A 20,844-nucleotide genomic window follows, 5' to 3' on the forward strand; every position below is an offset into this window, starting at 1 on the left:
TAAAAAATATGGCATGAGAATTAGCACTTTTATTTTTTCATTCGGGATAGCTATTGAAGACTATTCTCAATGAAAGATTGATCATGTTGAAACAACTGTTGAAACAAGCCAGACCTACCGAGTCAGGCTTTCCCGCATTCCCCACCCGTAAACTCACAAGCCTGCTTCTGCTATCTGGCCTGAGCAGCATGGCCTTGGTGCCTATCGCCTGTGCTGATACAGCCCAAGTTAGCCAAGCTGGGCAGCCCTTCGCTATCGCTGCGGGACCTTTGGATCAGGTATTGAATGTGTTTGCCCGGGAAACCGGCATATTACTGGTCATTGATGCCGAGCTCACCACCGGCAAAACCAGTGAGGGACTGCATGGTCATTTTGACCTGCGCGCCGGTCTGGATAGAATCTTACGAGGTACCCAGCTGCAGGCCATAGGACAAGCCAATGGCAGCTATATGCTGAAGCGTACGCAAACAGTCGGCCAGGCAGCAGCCAAGGAAGAAACCTTGCCTGCTGTCGAGGTGAAAGCGAACAGGACGCGTGAGTCCGTTACTGAGCTCCCTGCAGCTTACGCTGGAGGTCAAGTGGCCAGTGGTGCCCGGATCGGTATGCTAGGCAATCGCGATTTCATGGACACTCCCTTCAATATCACCTCCTATACAGCGCAGACAATACGCGATCAACAAGCCACTAGCCTAGTGGACGTAGTGGCCAATGACCCAGCGGTGCGGGTAACCACCAACGGTCTAACAAGCGCTGCCGGACAAGGTGATGGCTTTATGATCAGAGGCTTCCGCACCTACAGTTCGGACGTCCTTTTCGATGGGGTGGCTGGGATTGCCATGATCAATACGTTCCCGGTTGAAGCCCTGGAGCGGGTTGAGATTATGAAAGGGCCTAGTGCCATGCTGAGCGGCATGGGGCAGCGTGGGGGCGTGGGCGGCACTATCAATGTCGTACCCAAACGCGCCAGCGAGGAAGATTTAAACCGCCTGAGTTTCTCTTATCAGTCTGACCGACACTATGGTGCCCATGTCGACCTCAGTCGCCGTTTCGGCGACTTGAAGCAATGGGGGGTACGTTTCAACGGCATATACCGGGATGGGGATACCGCCGTGGATGGTCAGTCGCGTGAGTTCTCAGTGGCAACACTGGGGTTAGATTATCGCGGTGAAAATCTGCGCACCTCCCTGGACCTGGGATACCAGAACACCTCCACCCAAGCCCCCACCGGGGCTGGAGGATTTTCTCTGTTTAACATCAGCACACTCAAGGCACCACAAGCGGAAAAGCAGATTTCCCAAGATTGGGAGTACGCCAAAAACAAGGGGCAATACGTACTCTTCAAGGCAGAATATGACATTGCTGATGACTGGACTGTGTATGGCGCAGTGGGCGCGAACTGGAATAAGTACCAGTGGCTGGCCTCGGATCTATTTGTATTTAACAATGCAGGAGACGCGTTGGCCCAGTACTATTACTTTCCTGGATACAATGACCGCAAAAGCGCACAGGCCGGTATTCGTGGTCAATTCAGCACAGGCCCAGTCAAGCATCAGCTCGATTTCCAGCTATCCAAACTATGGCAGGAAAATGGCTACAGCTTCGGGAATGAATATGGCTACGGCTATGGCTTCCTGACCCAACTCACCAATATTTACAACTCAGCAAGCATCAACAAGCCATCCCTGGCCGGCTTCTCTTCCAGCGCACCGAAGACCAACACCATGGAACTGCCAACCATCGCATTGTCTGACACGCTATCCATGCTTGATAACCGCCTGTCGCTGATTCTTGGTGTACGCCATCAACAGGTCAAGACCAATGGCTATGATTTGGTCAGCGGAGCACGTCTGCAGCACTACGACGAAAGTGCTGTCACACCTAGTGTTGCCCTGGTAGTGAGGCCCCTGGAAAAATTATCTCTATACGCTAGTTATATTGAGGGATTGAGCCAAGGTCCAACCGCTTCTGCGGGGACCATAAACCAAGATACCCTGTTCCCGCCCATCAAGAGCAAGCAGGCTGAAACCGGGATAAAGCTCGATCTGGGTCGCTTAGCCATGAGTGCGAGCGTGTTCCAGATTGAGCAGCCCAGTGGTATTCGCGTCTCTAATGGACTCAGCAGCGTATATAGGATGGCAGGTGAGCAGCGCAATCGTGGCCTGGAGTTGAACGTATTTGGTGAACTCTCGTCTGGTGTCCGAATACTGGGCGGCGCAGCCTGGACCGAAGCCAAGCTAACACATACAGAGAATGGAGTAGCAGATGGCAACCATGCACCGGGTGTACCAAGAAAACAAGCCAATCTAGGACTGGAATGGGATCCACTCCTAATGCAGGGATTAACCTTGTCCGGCCGTATAGTTGCCACAGGGCGCCAATATTTGGATACCGCCAATCAGATGCGTACTGCAGGCTGGAGCCGGCTTGATGTAGGTGCCCGCTACAAGACGACCTCATGGAACCGTCCTCTCGTGTTACGCGCCAATATCGAGAACTTATTTGGCCGTGATTACTGGTCTTCGACCGTCGATGGCAACTGGTTGATTCAGGGCCTACCGCGTACTGTGATGTTGTCAGCCACTGTAGACTTCTAAGTTCGTTAGATAATTGAATAAATAAGATTGTGAATAACGAACGTCCATAAATAATGGATACTCAATAACACCGAATTACCTGCCAGAAGCAGGCATGTGAAATGTGAACCGCCTTATGGGTGCTGCTGATCATGACTTCCTAGGAGCCTACGGGCTCCTTTTTTATTACCCCATTTAGCCATTTCACAATCAAGATCATTACCCGGGATTGAACTTGCTCAGCACGAGCAAGATGAAATGGGCTGTATTCCATGACGCCCCCTGTATGGTCGACATGAAAAGTGAGCAGTTAACAAATGCAGGAAATTGGCACAACAGAAGTTAGTCGACCGGTTGGTCCGATGCGTTTAAGGAACAAGCCCATAATAAAAAACCGCAGACTTGCTGCGGTTTTCTTACTTGTAAGACGGCATTACATGGATTCAGCGTCTTAGTCTGCAGCTTCCATATGTGCCTGCAGGTAATTCGGCAAAGTCACATCGGCAATCAAGCCATGCTGTGTTTCCAGCCAGTCAATTGCACCTTCACTTTTTTCCAGCAGCTCTTCAAACAAATCGCGGGTTACATAATCCTGCAATTGCTCGCAGAGGGCAATCGCCTCCACCAACAAAGGACGATGAATATCTTTTTCATACTTGAGGTCACCCTGCAGGCATTCGACCACGTTTTCACCAATCAACAGCTTGCCTAGGTTTTGCAGGTTAGGTAAGCCATCCAGGAACAAGATACGCTCTATCAACTCATCCGCCTCTTTCATGACGCGGATCGACTGCTTGTACTGGTAGTCATTCAGTTTTTCCAGACCCCAGTTGCGGAACATACGCGCGTGCAGGAAATACTGATTGATCGAAGTAAGCTCATTCTTGAGCACCTTGTTCAGTATTTCAATGACTTGTTTATCACCCTTCATTTTGCTTCTCCTCTCAAACCGCTACGTCAGATTTCATCTGACTCTGCAGGTAATTTTCCAGTCCTATCATGCTGATCAGGCGCACTTGTTGCTCAATCCAGTAAGCATGATCCATTTCGGTATCATCCAGCTGCACCAGTAACATATCGCGCGTGACGTAATCACTCGCTTTCTCGCACTGCGTCATGGCCGCTTTCAGATCTCCCACCACTTGATACTCAAGCGCCAGGTCAGCTTTCAGCATCTCGGGAACCGTCTTGCCAACCGTCAGGGGATTGCGCTTTTCCAGGTTAGGCTTACCTTCCAGGAACAAGATGCGCTGAATAATAGCGCGAGCATGTTGGCGCTCATGTTCAGACTCATGCAGGCTTTTCTGTGCCAGCTGATTCAGGCCAAAATCCGCATACATCTCACCGTGAATCAAGTACTGGTCAACCGCTGTCAACTCACCAGCCAGCAATTCATTCAAGGTTTCAATGATTTTTTTGTCGCCTTTCATAGCGCCTCCACGTGTTATTTTTCGATTGAATGGATCATACCGAAAAACCCAGGAAATGCATACAATAATTTAACGTTAAATTATTGATTTTAAATGATTTTATAAATAATAACACCAACAAGAATCATTCTTTATCCAGCTGTGAATAAGTGGAAAAATAGCGGGAAAATGGGGGATCAGCGTAGACGCAGGGCATTGACAACTACAATAAGGGAGCTGATGGACATGCCAATGGCTGCCATCCAGGGCGCAATCAGTCCAGTCGCAGCGAAAGGCAGGGCCACCACGTTATAAACCAGAGCCCAGGCAAAATTTTGCCTCACCACACTCACGGTGAACCGGCTGGTATGAATAGCATGATCTATTTCCAGCAGGTTTTCATTCAAGAGTACGATATCTCCAGAAGCGCGCGCCATTTGCGTACCATTGCCCATGGCAATCGATACCTGCGCACCTGCCAGCACCGGAGCATCATTGATGCCATCACCCACCATGACAATTACATCACCTCGCTGCTGTAGCTCACGCAAGGCCTGTAACTTTCCATCGGGAGATAATCCGGCCTGCCAGTCATGAATGCCGGCCAGCTCAGCAAAATGCTGCACTGCGGATGCTGTATCACCGCTGAGAATCGCCACCTGAATATTGCGTGCGGCCAACTTCTGCACCAACTCCGGCACTCCGGGCCGGGCTGCATCAGTCAATATAAAGGCAGCAAGAATATGGTGCATATCACTCAACCACACAACTGTTGCGCCAGCAGGAAGGGATTCAGGCAATGAATACTGCATAGCCACTGCCTGATTCAGGCTGGCATTCCCAACCCAATACCGTACATGATTAATCTCGCCACTCATGCCTTTACCTGGCGTATTCACCACAGCGGTGACCGGCAATAAGGCTTGACCTGACAGTGCGGCACTAAAACTCCGTGCCAAAGGATGCTCCGACGCCTGTTCCAGGCTGGCTGCCACCAGCAGGGCTTGTTCAACAGACCATTCAGCATGCACTATGGTTTGCATGATCACGGGATGGCCCACGGTCAGGGTGCCTGTTTTATCAAACACCACCCGGGTGACCTGCGCCAGGCTTTCCAGTGCATGGCCACGTGTCATCAGCACACCACGCCTGACTAAATGAGACCCTGCTGCCGCGAATGCCGCGGGCGCTGCCAGCGATAAGGCACACGGGCAACTCACGACCAGCACAGCCAGCACAATTTCAAAACAACGCTCGGGTGCAATCATCCACCAAGCAATCCCGATCACCAGCACAGCAAGCAACAAGATGGAGGTAAAGTAAACCGCCACATGGTCTGCTACCCTTGCCAGCCTTGGCTTTTCTGCCTGCGCGCGGTCAAGCAGGCGGGCAATACCGGCAATCACTGTCTGCTCCCCCAGTCCCGACACTTTGATAATGAGAGGACTTTCGTAATTAATACTACCCGCATAGACATAGCTTCCTATGCCTTTCGCTACAGGGCGACTTTCGCCCGTCAACAATGCCTCGTCCGCGCTGCTTTCACCGTCCACGACCACCCCATCAGCGGCTATCGTTTCACCGGGTTTGACCAGCAACTGGTCTCCCATATTGATTTCCTGCAACGTCACCAACTGGCCTTGCAGATCAGCATCAAGACGGGTGGCCATCAAGGGAATCAACTTGTGCAGGTTTTCGGCAGCCTCCACTGATTTTTCACGTGCATTCCGTTCAAGATAGCGGGTAGAAAGCAGGAAGAAGATGAGCATGGTCAGGGTATCAAAATAGACTATGCCATGTCCTTGCAGCGTTACCCAGACACTGCCAATAAACCCGGTAAGCAGACCGAGCGTAATCGGTACATCCATCCCTATGCGCATATTGACGATGCCCCGCCAAGCAGCCTGATAAAAAGGCCAGGCGGAATAGGTCATGGCAGGCAAGGTCATCACCAGGCTGAACCAGCGAAGCAATTGTTCCGTTGCAGGCTCCAGACCCTGTGCGGGACCCGCATAAAATGCAACAGCGATCATCATGACCTGGGCCGCCGATAGCCCGGCAATCGCCAGACGACGGAAGTCCAAACGGCGTTGCTGTTCACGCACAGCCTCCTGCTGTTGCGCGCTAAAAGGATGAGCGTGATAACCAAGCTTGCGTATTTCGGCCAATATCTGACTCAGCTTGATGTGGGCATCATCCCAGCTGATACGGGCCCGGTGCGATGCGTAGTTGATAGTGACGGCCTGCACACCGGCAAGTTGCTGCAAATGGCGTTCATTGAGCCAGATGCAGGCCGCGCAGGTAATCCCTTCCAGGATCAGCGATGCTTCACGTAAATTGCCGTGTTCATTGCTGACAAAACTCTTCTGGATGTCTGGATGGTCATATAGGACGAGCTGACGCAACTCATCCGGCACCAACTCCTCTGCGGTGTTGGGCAACTCCGTCCGGTGCTGGTAATAATCCTCCAGGCCATTGGCGACAATGGCTTCCGCCACCGCCTGGCATCCGTGGCAACACATGCTGCGAGGATGGCCCAGGATGCTGACACGGAAATGGCTTGCCGCCGGAACTGGCAAGCCACAGTGGTAGCAGGAAGGTGAATCAGCGGCCGTCATTGCGGCCTTATTCGTCGCCTATAAACAGCGACTGTTGCTTACGGTAGCGTTGATCACCTTGCTTCACCAGGACTTCAACAACCCAACGGCCTGAGTCTGGCAACGTTACCTGACTAACATATTCACCAGGGTCTTGCTCAACGGCTTCGTAAACTTTGTCATCGCGGCTATTGGCCATGCGCCAGAAATTCAACTGCACGGCGGCACCCGTGATTGCATGACCATCACTCTCTTGTAGATGCGCCGTAATTGACTGCTCATGGTCAGGCTGCAATACATCCAGCCCGCGCAGGCTTAGCTTCCAGCCCAGCTCCTGCTGCTGCTCCAGTTGCTGTAAATGCGGCTGATAGCTCTTATTACGATCATGTGGCATGACACCGGGAAACCCGGTATGGACACGCTGGTTTTCAGGATGTGGCAGGAATAGCGAGGTCAACCCCTGTGGCAGGCCGCGACCCGCAATTGACAACAATGCCGCATTGGAAATCACTAAACAAATGAAAAAGGCAATAATCAGCTTGGGAGCCCAATGCATGGATTGCTGTTTTTGCTGCATACCGCCGAACACGCCCAGCAGCCCGGCATTGGCAAGATACACTGCGAAATGGATCGCCATCACATCGCCGCCAGCCCAATGCTGAGTGCAATAGACAATATAAGAAACAAAGGGTAGAGCCCCGCTCAACACCGCTGCCCAGAAATTGGATAAGCCCAGGCGACGAATGATAAAGAACAGGGCAATGGCAAACAGCAGGCCACCAAATAAGGTTTCTGCAATACTTAAGATAGGAATAAAGCTCAACATGTCATTAATGGCTATGGAAATTGGTTTTAACTACAACAGGCTCAGCCTCTGCAATCGTAGGAATCACAATAAATGAAAAGTGCTTGGTGGCTTTGGCCTGCTCACTGCTCAAGTCCACCTTGGCATTCAGGCTCAGCGTCTTGCCTGCCCGTACCCGAATCTCAGGAATATTCCCCATATCCAATGCATTGGCCGGAATACCCTGCACCTTCAGGTAATAACGCTGCTCATGTTCGGTTTTATTGATGATGTTGATCTGATAGCGATTACGTACACTACCATCTGACAACATGACAAACAGCGGTTGACGCACTTGCTGCACATTCGCCTCAGTGTCACTGCGTGTACCAATGTTGTAGAACAGGATAGTAGAAGCCACCACCAGCGAAGCAGCATACCCCAGCACCTTGGGGCGCCTCCATTCCAGCCTGGGCCGATGCGGCACAGGGCTGGCGATGTTCTGTTCGGAATCATAACGAATCAATCCGCGTGGAGAGCCAACCGAATCCATGACATTATTACAGGCATCAATACACAAGCCACAGGAAATGCATTGATATTGCAGTCCGTCACGAATATCAATGCCCGTTGGGCATACTTGCACACAGAATCCGCAGTCTATACAGTCGCCATGCCCCTGCGCCTGGCGCTCCTCACGTATACGCAAGCCTTTGCCTGGCGCAATGCGGCCCGCAGTACCCTCTCCCCGACGAACATCATAAGCAACCGCCAGCGTATCTTCTTCATACATGACGCCCTGGAATCGCGCATAAGGACACGCCAGGGTACAAATGTGTTCACGGGACAAACCGGCCGCTACATAGGTCGTAATGGTCAATACCACCACCGTGATATAGCCAGCCTCTGCCGCCTGCCCGGTAAACAGGTGGTAAACAAAATCCGGTGCATAAGTGAAATAAGCGGCGAAAGTGACCCCAGTCCAAAACGAGATCAATATCATCAAACTATGTGACACGCCCATTTTCAGGATTTTTTCTGCATTCCATGGCTGCTTGATCAAACGTAAACGCGCCGGACGTTCACCCTGCACCATGCGTTCAATCATGATGAACAGGTCAGTCCATAAAGTCTGGAAGCAGAAATAGCCACACCAGGCACGGCCTATCAGCCCAGTAGTGAAGAACAGCAGAGCGGCGGCAATAAACAGCAGCATGGCCAGCCAGAAGATATCCTGGGGGTACACCACCAGGTTGAATATAAAGAAGCGACGTGACTCAAGGTCAAACAACAAGGCTTGGCTGGCAGCATTGCTGCGCTCCCACTGCATCCATGGCAAGAGGAAATACACCGAGTAGGCAATCACCATGACAGCCGTCTTGAACGTGCGGAACTTGCCTTTAACCGAGCGGGTAACAATCGGGATTTGCCGATTGAGTAGCGGGGATGGCTTCTTTACAGGGCTTACTGGACTGGTTGCTTCCATAAATCTCGAATCACCACCCTTGTTGAATGTAGCGGTTACGGCCAAAGTAATAAAGGCCCACGCGACAACGTGAGCCTTTATCGATCACCATACTCGTATTACTTACCACCGCCCAGACTGTCGTGTACATAGACAGTCAACAACTTGATTTGTTCTGGCTTGAGACGACCACCCCAGGCAGGCATCACACCACGATCAAGACCGCCAGTGATCACCCTCTTTACCTCAGCGAGCTTGCTTTCCTGAGTAGACTTAGCAGGCACATCGGCCCACAACCAGATTTTATCTGTCAGATTCGCGGAACCCATCTGCGTATTGCCCTTGGCATCAGCGCCATGGCAGTAATAGCATCCAGCATCTTCGCTCTTGAACAATTGTGCACCAGCGGTTGCAAAGGCATTATCGTGCGGCTCACCCGACAGGCTCAGTACATAATTTGCCAGTTGCGTAATCTGCTGCTCGTTCAGCACTTCCTTGAAAGCAGGCATAAAGCCTTTACGCCCATGCACAATGGTTTGCTGGATTTCATCATGGGTACCACCAAACTGCCAGTGATCGTCAGTCAGGTTAGGGGAAAAACCGATCTTGCCCTGACCGCCAGCTTGGTGACAAGGTGCGCAGTTGTCAGAGAACAGGGTTTTACCCGCAGAGTTAACAAACTGCATCAACTCGGCATCCTTGGACACATCCTCGAACGACATCGCAGCCACTTTATCAAACCACTGCTTTTGCACCCCTTCCATCTCGTTCATTTCATGCATGAACTTGGAACGCATATTCCAGTGGGTGGTTTTCTCTACCTCTTTGCCATCCACCGTCGTCGCTTTATAGGTAATGGTGTGCAAGCCGGGAATGCCCTTGGTGAACTTGTCACCAATTGGCCATGCCGGATAGAACAACCAATACACCACAGTAAAGATAAACGTAATGTAAAAGCCCCATATCCACCAGGTAGGAAGCGGATTGGTATATTCCTCAATCCCATCCCAGTTATGCCCCGTGGTCTTTGGTGTTGCTGTAGTCGTAGTCTTATCCTGACTCATGTGCTTCTTCCTAACTAAATTTCGTCGTCTTGCAGCGGGATGTTTTTATGACTTTCAAGTCTCTCGCCACGCTTCTTGCTTCCGAAGACATAGAACAGAATGCCGCAGAAAACGATGAAAAAAATCGCCAACGACAAAGGCTTGGTATTTTCAAATCGCGTAAACCAGAGCAGCCATTCCATCGCATTGCCTCTTAACGGAATTTGACGAAATAATCGTCATCATATTTCTTGAAATCAACCATAGTGCCCAGCACCTGCAAATAGGCAACCAACGCATCCAGCTCGGTAATATTGCTTGGATCGGTATCGTAGTTACCCAACTTGGCCTGAGCTACCAGGTTTTTCTCTGCATCAGGAATATGCAGCGTTTTCGCAACATCCTCACCAAAATCCTTCACGTTACGCTCGTACTCTGCCTGACTGTTGGAGTAAGGCACACCAGCAACACGCAATGCCTTCAGGCGCAATGTTATATCCGAGTAGTCCAGGTCGTTTTTAGCCAGCCAGGGATAATTAGGCATGACAGACTGAGGCACCAGTGAACGTGGCGCGATCAAATGCTGGGTGTGCCAGTCATTGGAATACTTGCCGCCCACACGTGCCAAATCAGGACCTGTACGCTTTGAGCCCCACTGGAACGGATGGTCATACTTGGATTCAGCCGCCAGTGAGTAATGCCCATAACGCAATGCTTCGTCGCGGAACGGACGTATCATTTGTGAATGGCACAGATAGCAGCCTTCACGGGTATAGATATCACGACCACGCTGCTCAAGAGGGGTGTAAGGACGCACGCCATCCACCTTCTCAATTGTTTCCTTGATGAAGAACAGCGGGATGATTTCAACCATACCCCCAGCACTGATGGCCAGCATTGTGAATATCAGCAATATGCCGAGGTTACGCTCAATTTTGTCATGCTTCATGAATAACTCCAGTACCTTGTCTCTTTACAATCAAGCGCCTATCAGGCTGTTGCCACGTTCAGGCCAGCATGAGCTTCTGTGCTGCCCTGACGGATAGTCTTATACATGTTGTAGCACATGATGATCATGCCAGTCAGGAAGAATGCCCCACCCAACGCACGCATGACATAGAACGGATGCGCTGCAGCAACAGACTCAACGAAAGAGTACTGCAAGTTACCGAAGTCATCGAAAGCACGCCACATCAACCCTTGCATAATGCCGGAAATCCACATCGCCACGATGTACAGCAATACACCGGTTGTCGCCAACCAGAAGTGCACATTGATCAGGCGCAGGCTATACATCTCAGTATTCCAGATACGCGGCACCATGTGATACATACTGCCAAAGGTAATCATGGCCACCCAGCCCAGAGCGCCTGAGTGCACATGGCCCACAGTCCAGTCTGTGTAATGGGAAAGTGCATTCACATCCTTCAGTGACATCATCGGGCCTTCAAAGGTAGACATACCATAGAAGGAAAGCGCCACAATAAGGAAGCGGATCACTGGATCTGTACGCAACTTGTCCCAGGCGCCTGACAGCGTCATGATACCGTTGATCATACCGCCCCAGGAAGGCAGCAACAGCATGATGGAGAATGTGGCCGCCAGTGTACCGGTCCAGTCAGGCAATGCAGTCCAGTGCAGGTGATGCGCACCAGCCCACATGTACAGGAAAATAATGGCCCAGAAATGCAGGATGGAAAGACGGTAGGAATATACCGGACGACCTGCCTGCTTGGGCACAAAGTAATACATCATGCCCAGGAATGCTGCTGTCAGGAAGAAACCTACGGCATTATGCCCATACCACCACTGCGTCATCGCATCCTGGGTGCCGGAGAACAGGCTATAGGATTCTAGCGAGAACAGCTTCACGGGCACTTGCAGGTTGTTAAAGATATGCAATAGAGCCGTTGCCAAAATGAATGCCAGGTAAAACCAGTTGGCTACATAAATGTGAGGCTGTTTACGCTTCATCAGGGTACCAACGAAGATACCCAGGTAAGCGACCCATACCACCAGAATAAGCAAGTCTATCGGCCATACCATCTCGGCATACTCACGTGCCTGGGTATAACCAAACATATAGCCCAGTGCAGATAGCGCTACCGCCGTTTGCCAGCCCCAGAACGTGAAGTTAGCAAGTCGCTCACCGCCGAACAAACGCGCCTGACAGGTGCGCTGCACAACGTAATATGAGGTAGCAAACAACGCACTGCCGCCAAAACCGAATATCACACCACTGGTGTGTACCGGGCGCAAACGACCAAAAGTAATGTACGCACTATCAAAATTCAGGAATGGAAATGCCAGTTCAGAAGCGATATACACGCCTACGAACATACCAATCGCACCCCAGACCAACGTCATGATGGCAAACTTGCGGACAATATCGTAATTATATTGCTCACTAGTACCAACACCAGCAGTCGTCACGCTTGCCGTTGCCATTACTATCTCCTCACACAAAAGCTATACTGGAAAAATCCCAAAATTATATTCCGTATCCAATCGCTTGGACAAGAAAAACCCTAAAAAAATTGGGTAATATCATGCGCCAGCTGTTCCGGCGACTGATCATGCTTCAGATACGCTCTGATTTTCCCATTACGGTCAAACAGATAGACACCTGCACTATGATCTACCGTATAGGCTCCACCACCCTCTACGGCCTGTTTCGCATACATCACCCGATAATGACTGGCTGTACTTTTAAGTTGTGCCTCGGTGCCATAAAGGCCAATAAATCCCGGGTAAAACGAAGGTACATACTGTGCCAGCACCTGCTGCGTATCCCGTTCAGGATCCACTGTCACAAATAGCACCTGCACCTGCTCTGCCTGCTTGCCCAGCAACTTCATGGCATCCGCAAGCGCCAACATGGTGGTTGGACATACATCAGGACAATGCGTGTAGCCAAAAAATACAGCCACCAACTTGCCCTGAAAATCCTCCAGATGCCGCACCTTGCCAGTATGGTCTCTTAACTCAAATGCCCCTGAGATCTCAGTCCCTGTGACATCAGCCCCATACAATTGCATTTCCTGCTTGCCCTGCCCACACCCTATTAACAACAAGGAGAGCAGGATAAAAATCGATGCGCGCATGCTTAAACCTCTTTTGACAGAATTGTCCAAACCGCCATTATCAGCCACGAGGACAATCCAGCCAATCAATCCGGGAATCAAGTCTGGAAATCCACTCCCTTAAAAACGCTTGCCAAAACCAAACCCCACCACCCACGGATTGATATCAAGACTATCTATCTTGGTACCATTCTTCAGTCTGACGTCAGTATCGATCCAAAGATACTTGATATCGGCATTGATCAACCAACCATCTGGCAGGTTGTAGTCAAACCCGGCCTGCAATGCAGGCCCCCAACTATTACGCTCAACCCGGATATCCTGATTCAGCTGGTCAGAATGCAGGCCATTATCCATGAAGCGGGTGTAATTCACGCCTGCCCCCACATATGGATCAAAAGTCTGGTCAGGCCTGAAATGCCACTGCGCAGTCAGTGTAGGAGGCAGCAGATTCACCGATCCCAAATCCTCATTCGCCACGCCATTAGCGCCCTTGATGCCGACGTTATGTCGCGTACCAAGTGCCAACACCAGCTCCAGGGCAATATTTTTAGTCACATAGTAGGAAATATCGAGCTCAGGAATGACCTTATCACTCACCTCAAGCTTGGCACCCGCCCCTGCCCCCAATAAACTATTGGTATAGTCACCCAACTTGCTGTCTTCATTCGGGCTCACATTCACAGCGCGTGCTCGCACTACCCAATCCCCAGCTTCAGCAAATGCCAACCCAGGCACCATCAAAGCACTTACCAATAACATAGTATTTCTGATTTGCATCATACGCTCACTTTACCTATTAACCATAAAAAACTTATGGGTTTAATTCTACCCCCATTACCCATATTTTAAAAGTGGTTAATATCCCACTACGGCACTCAACTATTAGCACCCTTACTAAAACCCATTATTTTACAAAGTTATAAGCCTCGCCATCTTCTACAACACAGGTAAATCTTCCATAGCCAACACTTTATTAATATTCCCTCGGTATATTTGGCAGCGCCAGCTATCCAAGCACAAGGCCTTCCGTTTACAATTAGTCTTTTAGCTTGCATAGGTATGGAGAAACAAGATGTCGATGGCTGACCGCGATGGCCTGATTTGGTATGACGGGAAAATGGTACCTTGGCGCGAGGCAACCACCCACGTATTAACCCACACACTGCATTACGGCATGGGAGTATTTGAAGGCGTACGCGCTTACAAGACAGACAAAGGTCCAGCCATTTTCCGCCTCAAGGAACATACTGACCGCCTGTTCCGCTCTGCGCATATTCTGGGCATGAAAATGCCTTTTGATAAAGCAACGCTGATAGAAGCGCAAAAGGCTGCAGTTCGTGAGAATAATCTGGAATCTGCCTACATGCGCCCGATGGCATTCTATGGCGCAGAAGCCATGGGCATTTCCGCAAAAACCCTCTCCACTCACGTCATTGTGGCCGCCTGGACTTGGGGTGCTTACATGGGCGATGCTGCCATCCAGAATGGTATCCGCGTTAAAACCTCATCATTTTCACGCCATCATGTGAACATCACCATGTGTAAGGCCAAAGCCAACGGCAACTACATGAACTCCATTCTCGCGCATCAAGAAGCTGCTCAGGATGGCTACGATGAAGCCCTGCTGCTGGACGTTGACGGCTTTGTCGCTGAAGGCTCAGGGGAGAACATATTTATTGTACGCAATGGCAAGCTTTATACCCCTGACCTCACCAGCGCCCTTGAAGGCATCACTCGTGACACCATTGTGCAACTGGCAGATGAGATCGGCCTGAAAGTCATTGAAAAACGAATCACGCGCGATGAAGTCTACTCTGCTGACGAGGCCTTCTTTACTGGCACCGCAGCTGAGGTTACACCGATTCGTGAACTAGACAATCGTGCGATTGGCAATGGTAAGCGCGGCCCGATTACAGAACAGCTGCAGACTCTGTACTTTGATATTGTCAAAGGCAAGTCCGCCAAGCATCAAGACTGGCTGACCCTAGTTTAATTCACTCATTTCAGGAAGACTGAACATCATGTCAGACACCAGAGAAATAGAAGTTACTGCACAAGACCTGCCACTGCACTGCCCCACCAAGGAAGTGGCATTGTGGAGTTCTCACCCGCGTGTCTTTCTGGATATTAGTGAAACCGGTCACATCAGTTGTCCTTATTGCGGCACCAAGTACGCTTTGAAAACTGGTGAAGTCGTACATTCGCACTAGGCTCTCTCAGCGTAATGAATAAAAAAGCGGAGCTAGCTCCGCTTTTTTATTATCCAGTCGGCTTGCAAACCCATTAAGGCTCTGCAGCGACCTCTTGCACAGTGAACGTCCAATTCTCTTGCGGCTCATTCCATAACGCTGCAATCACACCCCTGGCGCTTACCGCATCAGCCTGATTACTGAAAAAACTCACCTGACCATTATCAGAGCCTGCATTCAACAATTGATGCTCGTGCAGTCGCTTTCCCAACTGTTTAGCCACGGCAGCCCCTGTCTCAATCAGGGTCACGTCATTACCGACAATCTCCCGGATGGCTCCGGACAGAAAAGGATAATGCGTACAGCCCAGAACCAGCGTATCTACGCCCTGTGCTAGCAGGGGCTCAAGATATTGCCTAAGCAAATGCCGCACAGATTCATTATCCAGTTCACCGCGCTCCACACACTCGACCAGACCATGTCCAGCCTGGGTCACGATTTGAATATCCTGGCCGTAACTTTCCAGCAACGCTGCAAATTGCGCACTCTTCAAAGTACCACTCGTTGCAAGCACACCCACCACCCCAGTTTTAGTGGCCAGTACAGCGGGTTTTACCGCAGGCTCCATCCCAATCACGGGTAGTGAATAGTGTTGACGCAGCAACCCTACTGCGGCGGCAGTTGCTGTATTGCAAGCCACCACCAGGGCTTTTACCCCTGCCTGTCTGATAAGGAAATCCGCAAGATAAAAACTCCGCTCAGCAATCATCTCCGGCGACTTGGTACCATAGGGCGCAAAATGCGAATCAGCGTAATACGCCAGGTGTTCGTGAGGCAGGGCGCTGCGAATATGCCGCAATACGGAAATGCCTCCCACGCCGGAATCAAAAATACCTATGGCTGAATTTGTGGCGCTCACGAAATGCATTACCTGAAGTGTTGAAAGTCCTAGCAAGTTTAGCCCATGCACTCTCGGCATGCCATGCTCAGCATCAGCTTCCGATACAATATATCCACCTTATAAGGAGAAGCAGCATGGGCAACCGACTGAGCAAAATATACACAAGAACTGGGGATGACGGCACCACAGGCTTAGGTGATGGTAGTCGCATAGATAAAGATAGCCTGCGCGTCGAGGCAATGGGAACCGTTGATGAGTTGAATGCAATATTGGGAATTCTGTTGACCGATGCATTACCTGCCAATATCAGCCATATGCTCACTCTGATCCAGCACGACTTATTCGACCTTGGCGGAGAACTCTCCATTCCGGGGCATACATTATTGCCGTCTCATAGAACCGATGCACTGGAACAATTACTGGACACATTAAATGCGGAGCTACCCCCTCTGAAAGAATTTATTCTCCCCGGAGGCACAACCGCCGCAGCTTATTGTCACCTGGGCCGTACGGTATGCAGACGGGCAGAACGTATCTTGATTGCGCTGAGTCGACAGCAGAACATAGGTCCAGTTGCCATTCCTTATATCAACCGCTTATCCGACCTGCTATTTGTTATGTCACGCAGCCTGAACAAGAGCGCTGGAAGCAATGATGTGCTTTGGAAGCACCAGCGGTGAACGAAAACAAACAGTGACATGTTTATATACGAACACATAATATAGATATAAAGAATAAATATTTTTCATTATTAAAATTCATTGTTACAGTGCTGTCATTCTTTTATGGGATGTAGTCCGTGACTAGCATGCAAGCTCTGAATCATTATAAAACCGCCAGTCGCTCCCCATTACAGAATCCCATTTCTCATCCGTTGTATATGCTGGATCTGTGCATACAATGCGCTGTGGCAGGCGTATACAACCCGTGTTGAATACCTACTGCTCAGCGTCAGCGGATATCTATACCATTTAGTCAGAATAAGGCGGCACTCACCGGTCATCCGGAAGCGGCACAATCATCAGGGAGAATTATCTTGTTCAAAAAATCAGGCATTATTGAGTTATTAATTGCCAGCGGCATCGCACTTTCCAGTGGTCTGATTTACGCCGCCGAAGAAGTCACGACGACACTCAGCGCAGAAGAAGCAGATCAGCAGGAACGCATCAAAGCGCGCAAGGCTGAATTGGCGGCCGAAGCCGCCAAAGCAAAGAAAGCAGAAGTCGGTTACTGGGTTGCGCCGCGCGCTTATGGCACTACGCGTGAATCGGAACCACCCAAATTCACCAAACCCATTAACAAGACCTGGCTCAAGGACTATACAGACATTGACTGGCTGGACGTAGGTGCGGATTACCGCTTTCGCTACGAAAACCGTGAGAACGATTTCCGCCGTGGTACAAATGTTACAGACGAGCCTTTCCTGTTGCGTTCACGGATTTATGTCGCAGTGCGCAACAAGTTCGACCCTTTACGCTTCACACTGGAAGCAGAGGATGCACGCCGCAATCACAGCAATTTTACCCGTGACAATCGTGATGTGGATTTAGCTGAACCAATTCAGGCTTACGCAGAACTCTTCTTCAAGGATGCGCTCGGCAAGGATGATCTCGATAATGATCGTCCTGTCAGCATAAAAGCTGGTCGCATGGCTTTTGAACAGCTAGACCGCCGCCTGATTGCACGAAACGAATGGCGTAATACCACCAATACTTTCCAGGGTGTGCGCGCTACGTTTGGCCAGCATAAAAATGACTGGGAGCTGGATCTATTTGCATTGCAACCGATCGTACGCTTTACCGAACAACTTAATCAGCGCGATAAAGCGCAATGGTTTTATGGTGCTGTATTTGATTGGCGCAAATGGTCTGATATCGTCACTTTGTCCCCCTCTTACTTCTACCTGAAGCAAGATGGCGATGAGGTCAAGTACACATCCAATGGTACTCCCGCCACCGCTGCCCAGCGCATAGATCGTGAAATCCACACTGCAGGCTTACGTGGTTATGGGGTAATTGGCAAGACGGGTTTTGATTATGACGCCAGCTATTATCGCCAATGGGGTGAAGAAGACAGAACCCCTACAGCCAAGCGTGATCATCGTGCATACTCCTATATAGCCGAAGTCGGCTATACAGCCGACCATGCCTGGAAACCACGTTTCAGCGCTAATTATGGCGTAGCTAGTGGAAACAAGGCATCCAGTGTCGGCACTCAGGAACGCTTTGATCGTTTATTCGGCTTTGCCCGCCCTTGGTCAAGCAACGACTACATCCAGATGGAAAACGTCAACTCCACCAAGATACGCGCCGAGTTCAGCCCATTTACCGGCGTGAATATCGACACTGGCTACAGCTGGTACAAGCTTGACAGCGCAACTGACCGCTGGAATGCGGGTAACAATCTGACTGATGCAACTGGCAACAGCGGTCGTGACTTGGGTGAGGAGTGGGATATCCGCGTAAGATTCCCTGTTATTGACAAGGTCTCAGCCAACGTCGGCTATGCATACTTTAAGGGCGGTGACTTCACCAAGGCCACATCCCAAAGAATTGAAGCTGGACGTAAGGATACCTCTAACTTCTTCTATGTAGAATTAACCGTTAGCGCCTTCTAAACTTCTCTAATCATTTTGTATATCTCTTAATTTAACCGGGACTCTTCATTGAATCCCGGTATTTTTTTGCCTGACCCAGCCCTCAATATTCACTTATGATATAAAAATATAAAAACAAATTATTTTTAACTATTTAAAGTTGTTGCTAGAGTAGCAGCATCGCATTCGATTAACTCCCAAAGGTCTGAACATGTCGCAAGAAATTCAATCCCGAGCAAGCAACGAAGTGCTGCAAGAAATCATCCGCTCAATTGATCTCCTGCGATTTGGCTCCATCGAGATCACAGTACACGATGGTCGAGTGACACAAATTGAGCGCAGGGAAAAAGTACGCTTCAACAATGATATTCAAAAACAAAAAGCAGCCAACAATACGGTTGCCGCATAAGCAGTAGCACTCATCAGCACACACCATACAAAAGGAATTTGCATGAAATCGTTTTTCCCTGGTCTTTCAGGCTTGATCGCCATTGCAGTACTGGCAAGCCCTATCGCGGCAGCTGCGGCTGACATCACCCTATTGAATGTTTCTTACGACCCTACGCGTGAACTTTATCAAGAGTACAACACCGCATTCGCCAAATATTGGCAAGGCAAAACTGGCGATAAAGTCACCATCAAAGCCTCACACGGCGGCTCAGGCAAACAGGCACGATCCGTCATTGATGGCTTGCAGGCAGATGTTGTCACCCTGGCACTGGCTTACGATGTAGATGCACTACATGAGAAAGGCAAACTGATCAATAAAGACTGGATCAAGCGTTTACCAGACAATAGCTCGCCTTATACCTCCACGATTGTGTTTCTGGTGCGCAAGGGCAACCCCAAGCAAATTAAGGACTGGGATGACCTGGCCAGGTCTGGCGTGAGCGTGATTACGCCTAACCCAAAAACCTCTGGTGGCGCCCGCTGGAATTACCTGGCAGCCTGGGCTTATGGTCAAAAAAAGTTTAATAACGATGAAACCAAGACTCGTGAATTCCTTGGAAAAATCCTGAAAAACGTTCCAGTGCTTGATTCTGGTGCACGTGGATCTACCACCACCTTCGTGGAACGCGGCATCGGTGATGTATTGCTGGCCTGGGAAAACGAAGCATTCCTGGCGCAGAAAGAACTTGGTCCAGACAAGTTCGAGATTGTCGCTCCTTCGCTTTCGATTCTGGCCGAACCCTCAGTATCCGTCGTCGACAAAGTGATAGACAAACGAGGTACTCGCAAGGTTGCAGAAGCTTATCTGGAACATTTGTATAGCGAAGAAGGCCAGGAAATTGCGGCAAAGAACTACTATCGTCCACGCCTTGAATCAGTGGCCAAGAAGTATGAAAAGAGTTTCCCAAAACTATCTTTGGTCACTATCGATGGTGCTTTTGGTGGATGGCAAAAAGCCCAAAAAACCCACTTCTCTGACGGTGGGACTTTTGACCAGATTTATCAGCAATAAGGTTTTATCTTCCAATTAACGGGGCAGCGCCGGGCAAAATCTGGCGCCGCCGACAAGTAAAGGAGACTCACACTATGAGTACTGCATTAATTGTAGGTGGCGACCAGATTGACGGCATCAAACAGGAGCTGTCCAATTTCGGTATTACGCATATCAATCACTGGTCTGGCCGCAAGGTGGGCGATGGCAAGAAAATCATCCCTCAAGATACCGATCTGATCATATTGATCACAGACTGGATCAGCCATACGTTTACTCACAAGATCAAGCAGAATGCGGCCAAACGGGGCGTCAAAATTGTTTACACCCCCAATGGCCCGGCAGCATTGCGTACCAGGCTCAAAAGACTGGATCCGGATTACGTTGTGGAGGCCGAATGTAGAGAAGATCAATCTGGATTTTCACTACATTAAGAACACTCAAAAGCCTCACATGCCGAACTGAAGTAAGCATCCGGCATATTGATCGTACGCAAAAGGAGATTCACCATGGCAATACACGCAATTAACGTCCGTAACCAATTCCGCGGCAGAATCAAGGAAATAGTCGTTGGCCCGGTCGTATCAGAGGTTGATGTTGAAACGCCTGTGGGTATTGTCACCTCTGTGATTACCACACGTTCCATCACAGAGCTCAACCTGCAAGTTGGTACGGAAGTGCTGGCCCTGATTAAGGCAACAGAGGTATCCCTCGCCAAAGTCTAGCAAAGGGTTATGCAGTTCGCTGCTTGTATACGTAA

The 20,844-nt window shown here is 50.0% G+C and carries 21 protein-coding genes; 9 read left to right on the forward strand and 12 right to left on the reverse strand.

The features are described from left to right. Positions 1-83: 83 nt before the first annotated feature. Positions 84-2,594: a TonB-dependent receptor gene (locus LG201_RS07575; protein WP_226771550.1), complete on the forward strand. Its 2,511-nt coding sequence runs from the start codon at positions 84-86 to the stop codon at positions 2,592-2,594. Positions 2,595-3,024: 430 nt separating this feature from the next. On the opposite strand, the gene bfr (LG201_RS07580) is transcribed toward LG201_RS07575, so the two are convergent. The 11 genes from bfr (LG201_RS07580) to LG201_RS07630 all read right to left on the reverse strand — a co-directional run bounded on the left by bfr (LG201_RS07580) (position 3,025) and on the right by LG201_RS07630 (position 13,734). After that, a complete protein-coding gene (gene bfr / locus LG201_RS07580; RefSeq protein WP_226771551.1) occupies positions 3,025-3,504 on the reverse strand; it encodes a bacterioferritin in 480 nt (159 codons plus the stop codon). 13 nt (positions 3,505-3,517) lie between these two features. After that, complete coding sequence (gene bfr, locus LG201_RS07585) at positions 3,518-4,003, reverse strand: bacterioferritin (RefSeq protein WP_226771552.1); 486 nt, start codon at positions 4,001-4,003, stop codon at positions 3,518-3,520. Positions 4,004-4,179: 176 nt separating this feature from the next. Then, on the reverse strand, positions 4,180-6,600 hold the full coding sequence (locus LG201_RS07590; RefSeq protein WP_226771553.1) for a heavy metal translocating P-type ATPase: 2,421 nt from the start codon (positions 6,598-6,600) through the stop codon (positions 4,180-4,182). Positions 6,601-6,607: 7 nt separating this feature from the next. Continuing rightward, positions 6,608-7,405: a FixH family protein gene (locus LG201_RS07595; protein ID WP_226771554.1), complete on the reverse strand. Its 798-nt coding sequence runs from the start codon at positions 7,403-7,405 to the stop codon at positions 6,608-6,610. 4 nt (positions 7,406-7,409) lie between these two features. Beyond that, the gene (gene ccoG, locus LG201_RS07600; RefSeq protein ID WP_226771555.1) at positions 7,410-8,849 is read right to left on the reverse strand and encodes a cytochrome c oxidase accessory protein CcoG; all 1,440 of its coding nucleotides are present in this window, start codon (positions 8,847-8,849) and stop codon (positions 7,410-7,412) included. Between the two features lie 98 nt (positions 8,850-8,947). Further along, positions 8,948-9,892, reverse strand: a complete 945-nt coding sequence (gene ccoP / locus LG201_RS07605; protein WP_226771556.1) for a cytochrome-c oxidase, cbb3-type subunit III — start codon at positions 9,890-9,892, stop codon at positions 8,948-8,950. A gap of 14 nt (positions 9,893-9,906) precedes the next feature. Next, the gene (locus tag LG201_RS07610) at positions 9,907-10,074 is read right to left on the reverse strand and encodes a cbb3-type cytochrome c oxidase subunit 3 (protein ID WP_226755863.1); all 168 of its coding nucleotides are present in this window, start codon (positions 10,072-10,074) and stop codon (positions 9,907-9,909) included. Between the two features lie 11 nt (positions 10,075-10,085). Beyond that, positions 10,086-10,820, reverse strand: coding sequence for a cytochrome-c oxidase, cbb3-type subunit II (gene ccoO / locus LG201_RS07615; protein WP_226771557.1), 735 nt, complete (start codon positions 10,818-10,820; stop codon positions 10,086-10,088). 41 nt (positions 10,821-10,861) lie between these two features. Then, positions 10,862-12,319, reverse strand: coding sequence for a cytochrome-c oxidase, cbb3-type subunit I (ccoN, locus tag LG201_RS07620; protein ID WP_226771558.1), 1,458 nt, complete (start codon positions 12,317-12,319; stop codon positions 10,862-10,864). Positions 12,320-12,399: 80 nt separating this feature from the next. Then, positions 12,400-12,975: an SCO family protein gene (locus tag LG201_RS07625; RefSeq protein WP_226771559.1), complete on the reverse strand. Its 576-nt coding sequence runs from the start codon at positions 12,973-12,975 to the stop codon at positions 12,400-12,402. Between the two features lie 99 nt (positions 12,976-13,074). Next, positions 13,075-13,734 carry an OmpW/AlkL family protein gene (locus LG201_RS07630; protein ID WP_404809727.1) on the reverse strand — a complete coding sequence of 220 codons (660 nt, stop codon included), beginning with the start codon at positions 13,732-13,734 and terminating at the stop codon, positions 13,075-13,077. A 295-nt stretch (positions 13,735-14,029) separates the two neighbouring features. Here LG201_RS07630 and LG201_RS07635 point away from each other — a divergent pair, with 295 nt between their 5' ends. Together LG201_RS07635 and LG201_RS07640 are read left to right on the forward strand one after the other, a co-directional pair. Next, a complete protein-coding gene (locus LG201_RS07635; protein ID WP_226771561.1) occupies positions 14,030-14,950 on the forward strand; it encodes a branched-chain amino acid transaminase in 921 nt (306 codons plus the stop codon). 28 nt (positions 14,951-14,978) lie between these two features. Further along, entirely contained in the window at positions 14,979-15,167 is a 189-nt protein-coding gene (locus LG201_RS07640) for a zinc-finger domain-containing protein (RefSeq protein ID WP_226771562.1), read from the forward strand. Between the two features lie 73 nt (positions 15,168-15,240). Here the strand turns inward: LG201_RS07640 and murI are convergent, their stop codons facing one another. Beyond that, entirely contained in the window at positions 15,241-16,074 is an 834-nt protein-coding gene (gene murI / locus LG201_RS07645; protein WP_226771563.1) for a glutamate racemase, read from the reverse strand. A 107-nt stretch (positions 16,075-16,181) separates the two neighbouring features. On the opposite strand from murI, the gene LG201_RS07650 reads away from it, so the two are divergent. The 6 genes from LG201_RS07650 (at position 16,182) to LG201_RS07675 (ending at position 20,809) form a co-directional block, all read left to right on the forward strand. After that, positions 16,182-16,727, forward strand: a complete 546-nt coding sequence (locus tag LG201_RS07650) for a cob(I)yrinic acid a,c-diamide adenosyltransferase (RefSeq protein ID WP_226771564.1) — start codon at positions 16,182-16,184, stop codon at positions 16,725-16,727. Positions 16,728-17,083: 356 nt separating this feature from the next. Then, positions 17,084-18,664: an alginate export family protein gene (locus LG201_RS07655; RefSeq protein ID WP_226771565.1), complete on the forward strand. Its 1,581-nt coding sequence runs from the start codon at positions 17,084-17,086 to the stop codon at positions 18,662-18,664. 190 nt (positions 18,665-18,854) lie between these two features. Then, positions 18,855-19,052: a YezD family protein gene (locus LG201_RS07660; protein ID WP_226771566.1), complete on the forward strand. Its 198-nt coding sequence runs from the start codon at positions 18,855-18,857 to the stop codon at positions 19,050-19,052. Between the two features lie 42 nt (positions 19,053-19,094). Beyond that, entirely contained in the window at positions 19,095-20,105 is a 1,011-nt protein-coding gene (locus tag LG201_RS07665) for a sulfate ABC transporter substrate-binding protein (RefSeq protein ID WP_226771567.1), read from the forward strand. 74 nt (positions 20,106-20,179) lie between these two features. Beyond that, positions 20,180-20,518 (forward strand): DUF2325 domain-containing protein, encoded by a 339-nt coding sequence (locus tag LG201_RS07670; RefSeq protein WP_226771568.1) that lies wholly within the window; start codon positions 20,180-20,182, stop codon positions 20,516-20,518. A 75-nt stretch (positions 20,519-20,593) separates the two neighbouring features. Next, the gene (locus LG201_RS07675; RefSeq protein WP_226771569.1) at positions 20,594-20,809 is read left to right on the forward strand and encodes a TOBE domain-containing protein; all 216 of its coding nucleotides are present in this window, start codon (positions 20,594-20,596) and stop codon (positions 20,807-20,809) included. Positions 20,810-20,844 lie beyond the last annotated feature (35 nt).

This window comes from Methylobacillus gramineus, assembly GCF_020532675.1.
GTDB classification, from domain to species: domain Bacteria; phylum Pseudomonadota; class Gammaproteobacteria; order Burkholderiales; family Methylophilaceae; genus Methylobacillus; species Methylobacillus gramineus.